This is a genomic window from Shewanella sp. SACH (assembly GCF_001887095.2).
Taxonomy (GTDB): Bacteria; Pseudomonadota; Gammaproteobacteria; order Enterobacterales; family Shewanellaceae; genus Shewanella; species Shewanella baltica.
Window position 1 is genome coordinate 625919 of record NZ_MPDG02000002.1, and the last position, 16602, is coordinate 642520.

12 protein-coding genes are annotated in these 16602 nt (G+C 45.9%); 8 read left to right on the forward strand and 4 right to left on the reverse strand.

The annotated features are described in order from the left end of the window. The first annotated feature begins 50 nt into the window (after positions 1-50). Positions 51-1589, forward strand: coding sequence for a peptidase M17 (locus tag BM607_RS10620; RefSeq protein ID WP_071938451.1), 1539 nt, complete (start codon positions 51-53; stop codon positions 1587-1589). Between the two features lie 1287 nt (positions 1590-2876). Here the strand turns inward: BM607_RS10620 and BM607_RS10630 are convergent. Then, positions 2877-4054, reverse strand: a protein-coding gene (locus tag BM607_RS10630; RefSeq protein ID WP_087486518.1) for an IS3-like element ISSba5 family transposase whose coding sequence is annotated in 2 segments (ribosomal slippage) — positions 2877-3796 and positions 3796-4054 — 1179 coding nt in all. Because the reading frame shifts where the segments join, the coding sequence is not laid out codon by codon here. 196 nt (positions 4055-4250) lie between these two features. Between BM607_RS10630 and BM607_RS10635 the strand changes: the two genes are divergently transcribed. The 5 genes from BM607_RS10635 to BM607_RS10660 all read left to right on the forward strand — a co-directional run bounded on the left by BM607_RS10635 (position 4251) and on the right by BM607_RS10660 (position 10603). Beyond that, entirely contained in the window at positions 4251-5234 is a 984-nt protein-coding gene (locus BM607_RS10635) for an alpha/beta fold hydrolase (RefSeq protein ID WP_071938768.1), read from the forward strand. Positions 5235-5532: 298 nt separating this feature from the next. After that, complete coding sequence (locus tag BM607_RS10640) at positions 5533-6240, forward strand: hypothetical protein (protein ID WP_063884087.1); 708 nt, start codon at positions 5533-5535, stop codon at positions 6238-6240. A gap of 454 nt (positions 6241-6694) precedes the next feature. After that, positions 6695-7984 carry an NCS2 family permease gene (locus BM607_RS10650; RefSeq protein ID WP_006083923.1) on the forward strand — a complete coding sequence of 430 codons (1290 nt, stop codon included), beginning with the start codon at positions 6695-6697 and terminating at the stop codon, positions 7982-7984. A 210-nt stretch (positions 7985-8194) separates the two neighbouring features. Then, a complete protein-coding gene (gene proB, locus BM607_RS10655; RefSeq protein ID WP_071938450.1) occupies positions 8195-9313 on the forward strand; it encodes a glutamate 5-kinase in 1119 nt (372 codons plus the stop codon). A 12-nt stretch (positions 9314-9325) separates the two neighbouring features. Then, entirely contained in the window at positions 9326-10603 is a 1278-nt protein-coding gene (locus tag BM607_RS10660; RefSeq protein WP_071938449.1) for a glutamate-5-semialdehyde dehydrogenase, read from the forward strand. Positions 10604-10691: 88 nt separating this feature from the next. Here BM607_RS10660 and BM607_RS10665 read toward each other — a convergent pair whose 3' ends face one another. From BM607_RS10665 to BM607_RS10675, 3 genes are all read right to left on the reverse strand, one after another. Beyond that, entirely contained in the window at positions 10692-10994 is a 303-nt protein-coding gene (locus BM607_RS10665; protein ID WP_006083921.1) for a hypothetical protein, read from the reverse strand. A 211-nt stretch (positions 10995-11205) separates the two neighbouring features. After that, on the reverse strand, positions 11206-11682 hold the full coding sequence (ybaK, locus tag BM607_RS10670; protein WP_071938448.1) for a Cys-tRNA(Pro) deacylase: 477 nt from the start codon (positions 11680-11682) through the stop codon (positions 11206-11208). Between the two features lie 191 nt (positions 11683-11873). Further along, positions 11874-12800: a DMT family transporter gene (locus BM607_RS10675; protein WP_071938447.1), complete on the reverse strand. Its 927-nt coding sequence runs from the start codon at positions 12798-12800 to the stop codon at positions 11874-11876. A gap of 288 nt (positions 12801-13088) precedes the next feature. Between BM607_RS10675 and dnaK the strand changes: the two genes are divergently transcribed. Together dnaK and dnaJ are read left to right on the forward strand one after the other, a co-directional pair. Beyond that, positions 13089-15008: a molecular chaperone DnaK gene (dnaK, locus tag BM607_RS10680; protein WP_071938446.1), complete on the forward strand. Its 1920-nt coding sequence runs from the start codon at positions 13089-13091 to the stop codon at positions 15006-15008. A 110-nt stretch (positions 15009-15118) separates the two neighbouring features. Further along, the gene (gene dnaJ, locus BM607_RS10685) at positions 15119-16252 is read left to right on the forward strand and encodes a molecular chaperone DnaJ (RefSeq protein WP_006082793.1); all 1134 of its coding nucleotides are present in this window, start codon (positions 15119-15121) and stop codon (positions 16250-16252) included. Positions 16253-16602: the final 350 nt, after the last annotated feature.

Below are 16602 nucleotides of genomic sequence, written 5' to 3' on the forward strand. Positions count from 1 at the left end.
AGGCGATAGAGCGGGAATAATGCAGACACAATAATGAAAAAGGATGGGTCATGTTTCAAGTTAACTTCGTTGATGTAAAAGCAGAAAATGCCATTTTTGATGGTGAAGGCTGGGATGCGGTTGTGGTGGTAACGCCAGATCTGGATACCATAGGTTTTGATGAGATCAGTTTATTGGCTCAGCACGGTGCCCACGTGGATAAGCGCGTAGGTAAGAGCCCGACATTACTGTTTGCCCCGGGTCTTGCGGGAGGTCGCTTGATCATTGCGCCTGTCACCCAAGTAAACGACGAGTATGTAGATGTGCGTGTGTATGCTGATGCCGCAAGGGCGGCGATTGCCATTGCAAAAGAGGCGGGCGCCAAACGTCCGTTGTTATATGTGGTGCCATCGAAGGATTTGCGTTTTAGTTTTGCCTCTGAAGTCGCGGCGTTAGCCTGCGGTCAAGAACTGTGGCAAACCTTAGAGCTGCGTGAAGCGACGGGCTTAACGCCTACATTTGAGGCCATAGGGTTATTATCTTCATCAACCCATAACAGCAATTTACTCAATGCGTTAGAAGCGGGCCGCGTATTAGCGCGGGATTTATGTGGTACAGAACCTGAGCGCATGTCGGCTAAAGCCTTTGCTGACTATTGTCTGCAATCCTTAGCGGGCAGCGTGATCAAAACCGCAGTGGTAGAAGACAGAGATATTTTAGAGCGTGACTATCCGCTGCTCAGTGCAGTAGCGCGTTCCTCTTTTGCCGTCGGTCGTCATCAACCTCGGGTGGTGAAATTAGAATATCTGCCAGAGGGTGAAGTGACTCGCACTTTCCTGTTCGCGGGTAAGGGCGTGATTTACGATACCGGCGGCGCCGATCTGAAAGTCGGCGGTTCTATGGCGGGCATGAGCCGTGATAAAGGCGGCGCTTCAGCTGTGGCGGGGCTATTCAAAACCCTGTCAATGCTCAAGCCTAAGGGCATTCGAGTGATTGCCGAGTTAGGTTTAGTGCGTAACAGCATAGGCAGCGAAGCCTTCGTGACCGATGAAATCATCACCAGTCATGCGGGTGTACGAGTGCGGATTGGTAATACGGATGCCGAAGGGCGCTTAGTGCTGGCGGATTTACTGAGCCATTTACGCATCAAAGCCGTGTCGGCGGTGAAGCCTGAAATGTTTTCGGTAGCAACACTCACGGGTCACGTAGTGCGTTGTTATGGCTGTTATCCTGCGGCGGTGGAAAACTCAGTGGCGAGTTCGCAGCAATGCGCTGTCACTTTACAACAGCAGGCGACTCAATGGGGCGAACCCTTTGAAGTGTCTACATTGCGACCTGAAGACTTCGCGAAGATCCGCGATGTGTCGGGCGCTGCTGAAATGTTATCTTCAAATAATGCCCCATCATCGATTACCGCCCGTGGACATCAATATCCTGCGGCATTTTTACTGAAAGCGTCGGGGCTATTTGACCATGGTGTAACAGCCCCAATTCCCTTAGCTTATATGCACTTAGATATCGCAGGCAGTGCGACAGAAGGTGATCCGCTCTACGGCAAACCTACGGCCAGTCCGCTGGTGGGCTTGTATCAATATCTGATCAATCGCTAACGGGTAGGGCGTGTTGACGTTTCAGGGTTATTTTTGCAGCGAGTTGGCTGGCTTTTATGCAAGGTAAAGCCCGTGCGGTGTAGTTATTCTACATAAACGGGCGATAACGCAGCAGAAATGCCAGCCAAACGCTGCCCGAAGGGGTCGTCTGGCAAGCTCTTGCTCTTTGTCACTCGTCATTTGAGTAGAATAACTACACGTCACTCCTCGTTTCGCGATCACGAGCTTGCCAGAGCGAACAAAATTTAATCTCGAAACGTCAACACGCCCTAGTAACAAAAAGAAATAATTCTGTAATATCTTACTTATTAGATGGTTACAGGATTATTTCTGTTTTTATGTGAAGCAGATCGCCATTAACCCTACTATAGTTGTGTAATTTAATTACATTAAAAAGCCTTAATTAAAAAAATTACAAATAAAGGTTGTAATAAAACTACAAAACCATATAATTGCTTTCGTGGATTAGGCGCTATGCCTTTCCTCTCTAGTCTATCCAGGATGGATATTTTTCTCCAAGGATCTGAGTGACAAGTCGTCTCAACGGATATGAGAATCTCTAGTTCCAGGGAACCGAGCCAAGCTTCACTAGAGTACTTAATCACAACTAATTTAGGAGTATTGACTATGTCTTATACAGGCAACAACCATTTTTATTGGCAGAACACTTGGTTTAACACTGATGTTTTGCGTGGCGGTTTATTCGCCATGAGCTTTAAGGCTTAACCCTCCTTAAAGTTTAGTTTCCATCATCCATCAACCTTTGTATCGCCTTTTTTGGCGTGTTTAGACTCAAGTAGTATATCGATGTTTTTGCATGGATATGCCAGGTTTTTCCCGCTAGCGCGGTAATGTACTTCCCCGAAAGGGACGCTTGAAATATGTCTTTGCCTGCTCATTGAGCAGGCTTTTTTTTGCCTTTTTTTATCTAAACCTTACCTAAGTGATCAACTGAGTTAATAACATTTTGACTCACACCTTACTGATATATCGCCGTCGATTTGTATTTATCAAAAGCTAAACAGAATACGAGATGCTTAACCAATGGTATTGATTTGGCGGTTTTATTGATTCAACTACTGATGAGTGGGAGTGGATGCCGTGGGTGTACAAATCTGAGTTTAACGCCGAACACGATGAGTTAGATTCTAAGCCTGTCAAAATTAGGTGTCATTGGAGGTACAAGCTGAAACGATATCAAGTGATGACTGCCTTAGCTGTATACTTAGCTATATAAAAACTGCTACCCCATAAAAGCAAATGTCTATAGCATGAAAATTGTAGTGGTCAAGTAAAATTGGCCACGGTTTTAGAGTCATTCCAATATAAACGTTCTGACTCATTTGGCGTTAACCCACCATTATATTGATGGGGTCTGGTCTCACTGTAATATCCAGTGATGTAATTTGTGATCTCTTTATCTGCTTCTGTAAAATTCCCATAACCACTTGCGGGTATCCACTCAGATTTCAAACTTCTAAAGAAACGCTCCATTGGTGCGTTATCCCAACAATTCCCGCGACGACTCATACTTTGCTCAATCTGAAGACGCCATATTAATTGTCTGAATTTTAAGCTCGTGTAATGTGAACCTTGATCGCTGTGATATATCACATTCTCAGGCTTACCCCTTAACTCAAATGCCATTTTCAAAGCTTTACAGGTCAGCTCACTATCTGGTGATAATGACAAAGCCCATCCAACAGGTTTGCGGGAAAATAAATCCAAAACAACAGCTAGATAGGCCCAACGATTACCGACCCAAACATACGTCACGTCGCCACACCACACTTGATCTGGTTGAGTTACTGCAAACTGTCGATTAAGCGTATTGGGGATTGCAACATGCTCTTGTGTCGCTTTTCTATAAGAATGCTTAGGCTGCTGACAGCTTAATAACCCAAGCTTTTTCATTAGATTACGGGCTCGATAACGACTGAGACCAATCCCTTTGTTAGTCACTAATTGCGCTATCGTTCGCGCACCGGCAGAGCCATGACTAATACGATGTGCGGCCTTCACTTCACGGCATAAAATAGTAAAGTCTGCATCAATATGTTCTTTTCTTTTTAGCCAATACTTATAGCTACTTCGATGCACTTTGAATGCATTACAAATTGTGAGAATAGAGTGGCTCTGCTTGAGTGCGCTGATTAGCGTAAATTGTTCATCGAGTCTGACATCAAGAGAGCGGTAGCCTTTTTTAGGATAAGATTGTGCTCCTCAAGACGAGCTATTTGCTTCTTCAGCTCACGGATTTCAATTTGTTCAGGGGTAATCGGAGATGCTTTTGGTGTGCCACCCTGGCGTTCTAGTTTTAACTGTCTCACCCATTTATCCATAGTGGATTTACCTACGTTCATCGCCTTTGCAGCTTCGATGATGCTATGGTTTTTATCGAGGACTAATTGGGCTGCTTCAAGTTTGAATTCAGCACTAAATGTTTTTCTGGTTGTTGCTCTCATGTTTTCACCTAAAGTCATCTACGAGGCAATAATATCACCTCTATTTAGGTGGCCAAAATTAGTGTGCCACTACAAATACCGTTTCTATTATTCGAGAGATAGGAATGGGTAACGGTCATTCGTGAAAAATAAGTCAATCCACGACTTATGCCTTGCAGAAAGCCAGCGCATAAATACTAAGGCGATAGGTATCAAAATGACAATGACGCTCCTTACATCATTATTGGCTATACCCGTTTGCTATTTAGCGCTTGCATCATTATTGGTATGTATACCCGTTAGAAAACAGCCTGTCGTTGATAGTCTGGATTTTGATGTTTTAAATGGTAAAGCAGATAACCTTCAACTAAGTGAGCAAACGTATGCTTCGCGTAGCGGAAGTGAGTTGTTTTACAGATTTATCGCCGGCAAGACGAATACGATTCTGGTTCTATTACATGGTTCTGGAGCGGAAGGTCGGTATTTGCTGCACCCCGCTCAAAAATTATCCATTGCAACTGAGATAAGTGTGGTTATTCCAGATCTGCGTGGTCATGGTCGATCAGCAAAAAAGACATTGGGAGATATCGATTATATAGGACAGTATGAGGATGACTTGGAGGATCTTAGGCTGCATCTTAGTCAACAATACCCTAATTCATCTATCATTCTCGGAGGACACTCATCCGGTGGCGGTTTAGCGATAAAATATGCAGGAGGAGATCGTGTCGCATTTGATGGATATCTGCTCCTCGCCCCTTATCTTGGCTATCGGGCACCAACTGTAAGGCCAAATTCGGGAGGATGGGTTCAGGTATCGACTAGACGTTATATAGGATTGACGATGTTAAATAATGTTGGAATTAAGCTGTTTAACTCTCTACCTGTGCTATTTTTTAACCGCCCAAAAGAATGGAGCGACCCATTACAGGCTGAAAGCTACTCTTACAGGTTAAATGAATCTTTTTCACCTCAAGCGTATGAAAAGAATCTGCAAAAAAATAATAAACCTTTATTAGTCTTAGTGGGTGCAGATGATGAAGCATTTTACGCAGAAAAGTTCGAAGCCGTTTTTAGTAAAAATGCTCCTCATGCGCTCGTCAAAATCATCCCAAAGGTAAAGCATTTAAACCTGCCAAATAATGACGATACGATCAACATTATGAGTAGCTGGATAAATAGTACCTATCAAGGGCATTGAGAGTACGCGCAAAGTGGCGATGTTCACTTCCCAACCTTTAACGTCATAGTTTTAGCTTCTATTACTGCCAAAATGTCTATGTACCTAAGTTCGTTTAGGCAATTAATCCCGTTTTAGGCATACATGTATACCCACGAAAACAATTTTGACCTTCTTGCTTTTATTCAGACTAACTGCTTATTGTCATAACTGGTCGCTGTCAGTAACTTGCTGAATAAAATGTTATTTACTTTCATTGGCTTAAGTGTAGTTGCCAGGACTATCGTTGATAGACTGTTGTATACCAAAAGGAATCGGTATGGCTAAGTTTTTAAATCTATTTTCTTTAAGTTTGATTTTTACCAGCACATTTTGCTACGCAAATGAGCCAACTCAAGTGTTCTTAGACGGTGATAAGATTCACTATCAAGGAGGGTTAGCAAAAGAAGCCAATGAAATGGTGTTTGAAATATTTAAGAAAAATACTTCAAAAATAAAATGGCTAGCCATTAAGAGTGTTGGTGGTGAAGTTAATTTAGGCCTTGATTTAGCCGAGTTTATCAACAAGAACAGCTTAAACGTTGAGGTGACTGAGTATTGTTTATCTTCATGTGCTAACTACGTTTTCCCTGCTGCACATGAAAAACGAATCACGAACCATGCCTTGATAGGCTTTCATGGTGGAACCTCTGGCATGGCTGCTGGAGTCGCTGAATTTATCAAAACCTTACCTGAATCTGAGCGCGAGGCCACTCAAAAACACTTTGATGAATATGGTGAAACAACGCTGGCAAGAGAAGCTGATTTCTTTCAAAAATTAGGCGTTAATCCCAACATCACTACACTTGGCCAAAGTGATAAATATAAAAAATATGAAGATGCGGGTAGTTATGTCGGTTGGTATTACGCCATCAGCGATCTGAATAAACTTGGCGTCAAGAATATATCGGTACTGAACCCACCTTGGGTATTTAAACAGCTTTCAGAAAAAAGTCAGTTTTATAAAGTTGCAGTTACCGGAAGTTAATATCCAAATTCAATTCCAAAGTGCTACTTTCGCTAATTAAGCTACTAATTGATTACCGCTTCGGTCACGCATATTTCGCGCTATTGCTGCCATGCGTTAGGACTTAAAAGGATCTGTATGAAAACATTCTTTAAATTTAAAAATCCTTTAAAAATTGCGTCATTGGTCTTTTTTATGGGGGCAATATACAACGCGTATTCAATGGATATAATCGGTCTGGTATGCTTTCTCGTCGCTACTTTGGTGTTTTTCGCCCTAAGTATTTTCCGTACTGGTAAAAAAGCTACAGCAAACAAGATTAGTTAACATTTCCCCTCATTATTTTTCCGTACGACAGCCTCTCCTCTGGCCTGACCAGCCTAAACTCCCTATAATCGGCTGCAAATGTCATCACGTTACATAGTGTTTACATCTAACTACCCTACATACTTAAAATAAAAAGGAACCTTGTTCCATGTTAGAAAAACTGTTCAAACTGAAACAAAATCAAACGAGCCTCAAGCAGGAAGCGGTCGCAGGTTTGACAACATTTATGACGATGGCCTACATCATTTTTGTGAATCCAATGATGTTAGCCGATGCGGGCATGGACCATGGGGCTGTATTCGTCGCGACTTGTTTGGCTGCGGCTGTCGGCTGTTTAGTTATGGGCTTGATGGCGAATTATCCTATCGCACTTGCACCCGGCATGGGGCTGAACGCCTTCTTTACCTACACAGTTGTGGGCGAAATGGGTTACAGCTGGGAGACAGCACTTGGCGCGGTATTCCTGTCGGGTATTTGCTTTTTAATCTTATCTTTAGTGCGTATTCGAGAATGGATTGTAAATAGCATTCCCATGTCGCTGCGTATTGGTATTGCCGCTGGTATTGGTCTGTTCCTTGCGCTGATCGGCCTTAAGAGTGCCGGTATTGTGGTGGCAAGCCCTGCAACCTTAGTGACCTTAGGCGATATCACCGCATTTCCGGCGGTCATGGCTGTGTTAGGTTTTTTCCTGATCATTGCTATGGTGCAACGCGGAATGAAGTCGGCGGTTATCCTAAGTATCTTGATTATCACAGGGCTGGGATTAGTGTTTGGCGATGTGCAGTATCACGGCATTGTGTCTATGCCGCCATCGATCATGCCGACATTTTTGAAGATGGATTTATCCCAAGTCTTTGAAGTCAGCATGTTATCTGTGGTGTTTGCCTTCTTATTTGTCGACCTCTTCGATACCTCTGGCACTTTAGTTGCGGTTGCGCAGCGCGGTGGTTTCCTCGATGAGAAGGGCCGTTTACCGCGATTAAACCGTGCCTTAACCGCCGACAGTTTAGCGACCATTGCGGGCGCGGCTTTTGGTACATCGACGACCACAAGTTATATCGAAAGTACGGCGGGTGTGAGCGCGGGTGGTCGTACTGGTTTGACGGCAGTTGTCGTGGGATTACTCTTTATTGCTGCGTTATTCCTGTCGCCATTGGCGGGCATGATCCCAGCGTATGCGACGGCGGGTACACTGTTTTATGTGGCGATTCTGATGATGTCAGGACTCGTGCATGTCGAATGGGAAGATTTGACTGAAGCCGCACCGGTAGTCGTTGTGTGTATTTTAATGCCGCTGACGTTTTCCATCGCAACAGGCATCGCCTTTGGGATGATCTCTTACGCCGCAATCAAATTACTCACAGGTCGTTTTAGCGATCTCAATGTGGGCATTGTCGTCTTGGCTGCGCTGTTTGTGGCTAAGTTTATCTATGGCTAAGGCTGTCGATTAGTGGCTCGTGCAGTGCGAGCTCGCAACGTAGATTGTCTACAATAGACAATATTTTTTGAGGGTCATCTAACTGATGGCCCTTTTTCATGCGCGATTCTAAGCAAAATCGAAAATTTATCCCGAGTTAATAACTCCCTGCTACCAATTACCCAGCGGATTAGGTATAAGGATTGTTCGGTTATTTTTTACAAATGAATAATGAACTTAAGTGAGATTGCGTATCGCCGCGTAGTAGTGAAATTGGGGACGAGTGTGCTGACCTCTGGCAGTAAACAGCTAGATAAAGCTCACATGGTTGAGCTTGCTCGTCAAATGGCCGCACTGATGAAGTCAGGGGTCGAAGTCGTATTATGCACCTCAGGGGCCATTGCCGCTGGGCGTGAACATCTCCAATACCCGACACTGCCCGACACTATGGCCAATAAGCAATTGTTAGCCGCTGTCGGGCAAAGTCAGTTGATCCTCGCTTGGTCACAACTCTTTAGTATTTATGGGCTGCATGTCGGCCAATTGCTGCTGACCCGTGCCGATTTGCAGGATAGGGAGCGTTACCTTAACGCCCGCGACACGCTCAATGCCTTGCTGGCGAATAATATTGTGCCGATCATCAATGAAAACGATGCCGTTGCCACTAATGAAATCAAAGTCGGTGATAACGACAATCTGTCGGCCCGTGCCGCACTGCTGTGTGATGCTGACTTATTGATTTTATTGACGGATCAAAAGGGCTTATTCGATGCCGATCCGCGCACGAACCCGAATGCTAAGTTGATCTCCCAAGTCGTTAAGATTGACGACAGCCTACGTATGTTGGCGGGCGGATCTGTATCGGGTTTAGGTACGGGCGGAATGTCGACTAAATTGGAAGCGGCGGATATTGCTCGCCGTGCAGGCATCGAAGTGGTTATCGCCTCTGGCCATCACCCTGATGTGATTAAAAAAGTGGTGAGCAAGGAATCCGTAGGAACGCATTTTAGTGCTATCGAAAACCCGCTCGAAAGCCGTAAACAGTGGATTTTAGCCGGCCCTGCGACTCAAGGTTCTCTAGTGCTCGATGCGGGCGCGGTCAAAGCCGTGACAGACAAGGGCCGCAGCCTATTGTCTAAAGGTATCATCGGCGTTAAAGGCCAGTTTGAGCGCGGCGCAACGCTGCAATTAGTTGACCAACAGGGTAAAGTGATTGCTAAAGGGATGACACGATACTGCGGCCAAGCCCTCAGTTTGATCGCGGGCAAGCATTCCGACGAGATCGAGTCTTTACTCGGTTACGATTATGGTGACGCAATCGTGCACCGCAACGACATGGTTGTCTTATAAGCGAGGTCTGTTTTGAGTCAAATTAATCAAGAACAGTATTTACAGCAACTTGGTAATAATGCCAAACAAGCAAGTTATGCCTTAGCTAACTTAACGGCGAGCCAAAAGGCCGGTTTGCTTGAAGCCATCGCCGATGCGCTGACAGAAAACGCCGCCGCCATTTTAGCCGCGAATGCTAAAGATGTTGCCGCCGCTAAAGCCGATGGATTAACGGATGCGATGATCGACAGATTGTTGCTCGATGATGCGCGTCTGGCGGGCATCATTGGCGATATTAGCGATGTGATCCGCCTTGCTGACCCGGTAGGTGAAGAGTTTGGCAGTAAATTATTAGATAACGGTTTAAGGCTGACTCGCCGCCGAGTACCACTTGGGGTTATCGGGGTGATTTACGAAGCTCGGCCTAATGTGACTGTTGATATCGCGGTACTTGCCCTTAAAACCGGTAATGCGGTGATCCTCCGTGGCGGCAAAGAAACTCTAGCATCGAATAAACTCATTAGTGACGTGATCCGCGGCGCGATTGTCGCCCAAGGTTTACCGATAGATGCGGTGCAATTTATCGATTCTTCAGACAGAGCTTTAGTGACAGGTTTACTTAAGCTCGATCAATATGTCGACATGATAGTGCCCCGCGGCGGTCAAGCACTGCAGCGCTTATGTGCTGAGCAGGCGACCATTCCAGTGATCTTAGGCGGCATTGGTATTTGTCATTTATATGTTGATAAAAATGCCAACCTTGAGCGCGCCTTGGCCGTGATCGCTAACGCCAAAGTGCAGCGTCCAACTGTGTGTAATGCGCTTGATACCTTGCTGGTGGATGAGCGTGTGGCAAGCACATTTGTGCCGCAAATTGCCGAGTATCTACATCGTTTAGGCGTGCGTTTTTCAGTTTGTGACACAAGCTTTAGTCTGCTTGATGGTTTAGGGTTTGATGTGACGCTCGCCAAGGCTGAGGATTTTGGCATCGAATGGTTGTCGTTAACCTTAGGCATTAAAGTGGTGAGCGATATCGATGCCGCCGTTAGTCATATTCGCCAATATTCTAGCGGCCATTCGGAAGCGATTTTGACCGATGACATTCACGCAGCGGCGCACTTTATGAACGAAGTGAACTCAGCGGCTGTGTATGTTAATGCCAGCACGCGTTTTACCGATGGCGGTCAGTTTGGCCTTGGCGCCGAAGTGGCGGTGAGCACGCAAAAACTCCATGCTCGCGGCCCAATGGGGCTTGAGGCATTAACCACTTACAAGTGGTTAGCATGGGGTGATTACACTAGCCGTGTTTAGCGGTTAAAAACTATAAAATTAAGCCGTTAACACTCTGTGTTGACGGCTTTTTTGTTTGCAGTTTTTATTTCATGTGCCTATTTGTGCATCAATGGAGAAGCGGCGTATAGGTGGCAAGTAACCAAATACAGAAGAATAGCGTCGACATGACGGTAGTGAACTTACGAAAGGCTTTGATGTATTCCAAGGTATAAATAAAGTATTTTTCCTGCACTCTGCGGGTGAGTAATACCGAGGGCAGCATAAAACTGCAATAGAGCATGACCACCATAGTGGTAAAACTGTTTCCCCAGAAATGCTCATAAATAAATAAGGCGATGCAGAGTAGCATAGCGCACCAGCTTAGTGGGCTGATGCTATTTTCTGGGGCCCATTGGGTTGATTTTTCCATCTGACTATCCTTAGTCGATTTGTACCTCAGTACAATTTATAGACGCAAGTCTAGGCATTATCAAACGCTTTCTACTGTAGATCCAGTTCGCTGAAGCCAATTTTGTTGATGCTAGGGTCTTGTTTGCGAGTTATCCAACATGAGCGCGTGCTATTTAATGGAGTGGATTGCTTAACGTCGAATGACTTGTGCTTAATGTGGTCGATGTGGCTTAAAGCGTCTTGATATCGGCAAATTCGCCTTTGCAAAGCTGGGCTAAGTCTGTGGCTGCTAAGCTTATCTCCAAACCGCGTCGGCCCGCGCTGACATAAATCCTGTCGAAGGCTTGAGCGCTGGCATCAATTAAGGTCGGTAACTGTTTCTTCTGCGCTAAGGGACTAATGCCGCCAACCAGATAGCCCGATGATTTTTGCGCGAGTTCGGCATCGGCCATTTGCAGTTTCTTTTGTCCTAGGCATTTTGCCACGGCTTTTAGATTGAGCTGATGATCGACGGGTACGAGTGCGACGGCAATTGGCGCATGGGCTTTGTCGATGGCGACTAAAAGGGTTTTAAACACTTGTGCGGGTTCGAGTCCTAAGGTGTTGGCTGCTTCTTCGCCGTAGGCGGCGCAGTGTGGATCGTGGCTGTACTCTAAGATATCAAATGCAATTTTGGCTTTTTTCGCCAATCGAACGGCCGGGGTCATTCTATACTCCTTCACAAAATGGGTGATATTAGCGCTTAATTTTGATGTAAAACGTTAGCCACTTCGGTTTTTACGTTCTTTAATTGGCTCATTGCAGTGAGCCAAGTTTATTTCAGGCGACGACTCAGTGATGACTCAGCCATCATTCAACTCAACATTTTCTCAATCGTCACTCAACTATTTCTCAATCATCACTCAGCTATCTTTGGCTTTGGGCTTATCTTACTTTTGCGCTCGGTAAAACGGGGCCAAAGTTGTTGCAACATCATCCCTGATAAAATAAAGGCTAGGCCGAGATAGGTCGCCATCGCTATCGTTTCCTGCAAAATCCACGCGATAAAACCAATCGACATCACAGGGGATAAAAACACCATAGTGCTGATGTTCGCGGTGCGAGTGGCGGTTTTCAGCGCCATTAACCAGAGCACGAAGGTAATGCCCATCTCGAACAAGCCCACATACATACCTGCAAATATCGCCTTAAGACTAAAGCCGGGTAGGGTATCTGTCAGTACTAAAGTGACGGCAATAAAAGGTAAGCCGATCAGAAAACTCAATAATAAACTCACCACGGGATCGCCTTGATCTTTAGTGTTGACGATCCAATATAGGCACCAGAGTAAGGTGCTGGTCAGCGCAAGGCCGATCCCGAGCGGGCTATCAAAACTAAAGCCGCTGATATCGCCGCCGGTGGCAATGATAAATACCCCAGTGTAGGCAATCAGCGCCGCAGCAATGTCGCTCTTACGCAAATGTTGCTTTAATAAAGGCGCAGCCAGTAACGGCAGCAATACCGCCCAAGTGTAATTCAGTGACAAAGCTTGCTGCGCTGGTAATAAGGAATACGCCTTAAACAGCACCACATAGTAAAGGAAGGGATTGATGAGCCCTGTGACTAGATAAAATGCAGGGCGGCGCAAAAACTGTTGTTTGAGTAGGCAGAGCTTTTTTTGCCAAGCCAGGATACCGCCAAGGGCAACAATCGACGTGAGCACGGCAACAAACACCAGTTGCAGTGGCGTGTAGTAACTCAAGGCAATCTTAAAGGCCGTGGCCACTGTAGACCAGAGGAAGACCGCCGCCATGCCATACACGTACGCTAAATTCGAAGACTTCACTCTGCTACCTTACCTGGATAAACATCCGCCAAATGTGGGCAGATTGAATAACAGCTTGGGTTGATAAGCAAGACTATTTTATGTGCTTGGATATTTTATCCCGCGGCAGATGTGAGAAAGATAAATCAGAAAATTTTTTTGTTCACCCTTGTAATTAAATTCCCTGTCCCAATATAGGTATCAAGGCAGAGAAGGTGGCCAACGATGGACTTGATATTTCAACCGTCTAGCCCCATATCAAAACCAACTAAACAAATTTAGATTGAATGAAATTTTTCGGAGGACCTCATGGGTAAAATTATTGGTATCGACTTAGGCACAACAAACTCTTGTGTAGCTGTCCTCGATGGTGGCAAAGCACGTGTGATAGAAAACGCTGAAGGCGATCGCACAACCCCGTCAATCATCGCTTATACAGATGATGAGACCATTGTCGGTTCGCCAGCAAAACGTCAAGCTGTGACTAACCCGACTAACACATTCTTCGCGATTAAGCGTTTGATCGGTCGTCGCTTTAAAGATGACGAAGTCCAACGTGACGTGAACATCATGCCATTCAAAATCATTGCAGCCGACAACGGTGACGCATGGGTTGAATCGCGTGGCAACAAGATGGCTCCACCACAAGTTTCTGCAGAAATCTTGAAAAAGATGAAGAAAACCGCAGAAGACTTTTTAGGTGAAGAAGTAACAGAAGCGGTTATTACTGTTCCTGCTTACTTTAACGATTCACAACGTCAAGCGACTAAAGATGCGGGTCGTATCGCAGGTCTTGATGTTAAACGTATTATCAACGAACCAACGGCTGCAGCATTAGCCTACGGTATTGATAAGAAACAAGGCGACAACATTGTTGCGGTATACGATTTAGGTGGTGGTACATTCGATATCTCTATCATCGAAATCGACAGCAACGATGGCGACCAAACATTTGAAGTATTGGCAACCAACGGTGACACCCACTTAGGTGGTGAAGACTTTGACAACCGTTTGATCAACTACTTAGCTGACGAATTCAAGAAAGAGCAAGGCTTAGATCTGCGTAAAGATCCATTAGCAATGCAACGTCTGAAAGAAGCAGCAGAAAAAGCGAAAATTGAACTTTCAAGCACCAACCACACTGAAGTGAACCTGCCATACATCACGGCAGACGCAACAGGTCCTAAGCATTTAGTGATTAAAATCACTCGTGCTAAATTGGAATCGCTGGTTGAAGACTTGATTCTCCGTACATTAGAGCCACTGAAAGTTGCCCTGGCTGATGCAGATTTATCTGTAACAGACATCAACGAAGTGATTCTAGTGGGTGGTCAAACACGTATGCCTAAGGTTCAAGAAGCAGTGACAAACTTCTTCGGCAAAGAACCTCGTAAAGACGTGAACCCAGACGAAGCGGTAGCCGTAGGTGCTGCAATTCAAGCTGGCGTACTGTCAGGTGACGTGAAAGACGTATTACTGTTAGACGTAACACCACTGTCTCTTGGTATCGAAACCATGGGCAGCGTGATGACTAAGTTGATTGAGAAGAACACCACTATTCCTACTAAGGCGCAGCAAGTGTTCTCAACAGCCGATGACAACCAAAGTGCAGTGACCATTCACGTACTGCAAGGTGAGCGTAAGCAAGCGAGCGCGAACAAGTCATTAGGTCAGTTCAACTTAGACGGTATTGAGCCAGCACAACGTGGCCAGCCACAAATTGAAGTGATGTTCGACATCGATGCCGACGGTATTCTGCATGTGTCTGCTACAGACAAGAAAACCGGCAAGAAACAAAACATCACCATCAAAGCATCTTCTGGCTTAAGCGAAGAAGAAGTGGCGCAAATGGTACGTGATGCCGAAGCTCACGCAGATGAAGACAAGAAGTTTGAAGAGTTAGTGCAATCACGCAACCAAGCTGACGGCTTAGTTCACGCAACTAAGAAACAAGTTGAAGAAGCGGGCGATGCACTGCCAAGCGAAGATAAAGAGAAAATCCAAGCTGCGATGGATGCTGTTGACACTGCTATCAAAGGCAATGACAAAGAAGCCATTGAAAAGGCAACTCAAGAACTGATCGAAGCATCTGCTAAGCTGATGGAAATCGCTCAAGCTAAGTCTCAAGCTCAAGGCGGCGACAATGCCGACGCGGGCAAACAGGCTAACGCTACTGCCGATGACGTTGTCGATGCTGAATTCGAAGAAGTGAAAGACGACAAGAAATAATGACTTGTTTTCAATCAAATAGATTGATTTCAAAGCGTTAATTTCTAGGCGGGCGTTACGGGGCAACCCTAACGCCCGTTTGTTCAACACCAGCTGAGAAGCATGAGATTATGTCAAAGCGAGATTATTACGAAGTATTAGGTGTCAGTCGTGACACTAGCGAACGTGAAATTAAAAAGGCCTACAAACGTCTGGCCATGAAATTTCACCCAGATCGCAACCCAGGCGACAAAACCGCAGAAGCTAACTTTAAAGAAATTAAAGAAGCCTACGAGATCCTAACCGACGCCGACAAAAAAGCGGCCTACGACCAATTTGGTCATGCGGGTGTGGATCCTAATCGCGGTGGCGGTGGTTACGGTGGTGGTCAAGGCGATTTCGGCGATATTTTCGGTGATGTCTTTGGCGATATTTTCGGCGGTGGACGTCGTGGCGGTCAACGCCAAGCGGCCCGCGGCTCAGATTTACGTTACAACCTAGAGTTATCACTGGAAGAAGCCGTTAAAGGCTTAACCAAAGAACTGCGGATTCCAACACTGGCGACTTGCGATCTGTGTGAAGGCAGCGGCGCGAAAAAAGGCACCTCTGCAACTACCTGTGGCACCTGTCATGGCCAAGGCCAAGTGCAAATGCGCCAAGGTTTCTTTGCGGTGCAACAGCCTTGTCCAACCTGTCATGGCCGCGGCAAGATCATCAAAGATCCTTGCACTAAGTGTCATGGCGATGGCCGTGTTGAAAAGAGCAAAACCTTATCGGTTAAAATTCCAGCCGGCGTTGATACGGGTGACCGTATTCGTTTAGCGGGTGAAGGCGAAGCGGGTGAGTTTGGCGCGCCAGCAGGGGATTTATACGTTCAGGTCAGTGTGCGTGAGCATGCGATTTTCGTCCGTGATGGCAACAACCTTTACTGCGAAGTGCCGATATCCTTCAGTAAAGCGGCCCTAGGCGGTGAGATTGAAGTGCCAACACTGGATGGCAAAGTCAGCCTGAAGATCCCAGCTGAAACGCAAACGGGCCGTATGTTCCGTTTACGTGGCAAAGGCGTCAAGTCGGTTCGCAGCCATGCGGTAGGCGACTTGCTCTGCAAAGTGGTTATGGAAACCCCAGTTAACTTAAACGATCGTCAAAAAGAACTGTTACGCGAATTTGAAGCCACCTTAACCGGTGAGTCAAAGAAGCACAGCCCAAAGGCTGAGGGCTTTTTCGATGGCGTGAAAAAGTTCTTTCAAGATCTGAATAGCTAACTTGGTCTAGTGGCGCAGCGGCTAGCTGCACACTAGAAGAAAAAAGCCCTGCAATGGTTAACCTTGCAGGGCTTTTTTTATGTCACAAATCTAGTTTGAGTTTTCGATTCTTTTTAAAAGAAAAGTCAAAGTCGTGGGGCTTCACCCCACACCCGACCAAAAGGGGAAAAGCGCCTGTTCCCCTTTTGGATATCCCCCGGCGTCCCCAACGGAGTTGAAAGCTCCTTGTGCTCATTGCCAAATTTGCTATCGCTTCCGAAGGATGCGTCCCTGCACCTGCGAAAGCTAGCTTGCCATCCATGGCAAGACTCACGCAATTTGTCTATTCGCCCTGCGGCAACTCCGAGGGG

Bases quoted from the DNA above. Each gene is read 5' to 3' on its own strand.
- dnaJ (WP_006082793.1), top strand. From the start codon at position 15,119: ATGTCAAAGCGAGATTATTACGAAGTATTAGGTGTCAGTCGTGACACT.
- proB (WP_071938450.1), top strand. From the start codon at position 8,195: ATGAACTTAAGTGAGATTGCGTATCGCCGCGTAGTAGTGAAATTGGGG.
- dnaK (WP_071938446.1), top strand. From the start codon at position 13,089: ATGGGTAAAATTATTGGTATCGACTTAGGCACAACAAACTCTTGTGTA.
- ybaK (WP_071938448.1), bottom strand. From the start codon at position 11,682: ATGACCCCGGCCGTTCGATTGGCGAAAAAAGCCAAAATTGCATTTGAT.
- BM607_RS10640 (WP_063884087.1), top strand. From the start codon at position 5,533: ATGGCTAAGTTTTTAAATCTATTTTCTTTAAGTTTGATTTTTACCAGC.
- BM607_RS10635 (WP_071938768.1), top strand. From the start codon at position 4,251: ATGACAATGACGCTCCTTACATCATTATTGGCTATACCCGTTTGCTAT.
- BM607_RS10620 (WP_071938451.1), top strand. From the start codon at position 51: ATGTTTCAAGTTAACTTCGTTGATGTAAAAGCAGAAAATGCCATTTTT.
- BM607_RS10650 (WP_006083923.1), top strand. From the start codon at position 6,695: ATGTTAGAAAAACTGTTCAAACTGAAACAAAATCAAACGAGCCTCAAG.
- BM607_RS10665 (WP_006083921.1), bottom strand. From the start codon at position 10,994: ATGGAAAAATCAACCCAATGGGCCCCAGAAAATAGCATCAGCCCACTA.